General features: G+C 41.5%; 1 protein-coding gene and 1 pseudogene. Both read right to left on the bottom strand.

The features are described from left to right. Nucleotides 1-110: pseudogene (locus A3751_RS21660) on the bottom strand (response regulator); the annotation flags it as partial. A 48-nt stretch (nt 111-158) separates the two neighbouring features. Then, nucleotides 159-548 carry a twitching motility response regulator PilG gene (gene pilG / locus A3751_RS02050; protein WP_068450920.1) on the bottom strand — a complete coding sequence of 130 codons (390 nt, stop codon included), beginning with the start codon at nt 546-548 and terminating at the stop codon, nt 159-161. Between the last annotated feature and the right edge of the window lie 78 nt (nt 549-626).

Here is a 626-nt window from a genome sequence, read left to right as displayed (position 1 = left end):
CCGTCCGCACCGTTATCTGCGGTAATTACTTCATGCTTGTGCTGATCCAGAATGGTAGAAATTTTTCTAATTTCCGTAGGTGAATCATCAACGATTAGTATACGAGCCATAGCTCTCCCTCATTAATATCATCTTGCGATGAGAGAATAGTGTTTCAGTTATCCGTTTGACGGAGCGTGATTACGAATAGTGCTTAGCAATTCATCTTTACTAAACGGTTTGGTCAGATACTGATCTGAACCAACAATACGACCCTTTGCTTTATCAAAGAGTCCGTCTTTACTCGAAAGCATAATGACAGGCGTGGTTTTAAACGCACTGTTGTTTTTGATCAAAGCGCAGGTCTGATAGCCATCCAAACGTGGCATCATAATATCTACAAAGATGATATCGGGATTGGAATCAGCGATTTTCGCTAAAGCATCAAATCCATCAGTAGCCGTAATAACGGTACATCCCACCTTCTTCAACAAGGTCTCAGCCGTTCGCCGGATCGTCTTGCTGTCATCGATGACCATGATTTTTAAGTTTTCGAAATTGTCTTCCATTTTGTCTTACAGCCTAGGCAATTACCTGTGCACCATGTGCGATTTATATGTAAAAACATGCGCCAATATAGGCCCATA

It is taken from the genome of Oleiphilus sp. HI0080 (assembly GCF_001635135.1).
This window is presented reverse-complemented; position numbering and strand designations above follow the sequence as displayed.

Bases quoted from the DNA above. Each gene is read 5' to 3' on its own strand.
- pilG (WP_068450920.1), bottom strand. From the start codon at position 548: ATGGAAGACAATTTCGAAAACTTAAAAATCATGGTCATCGATGACAGC.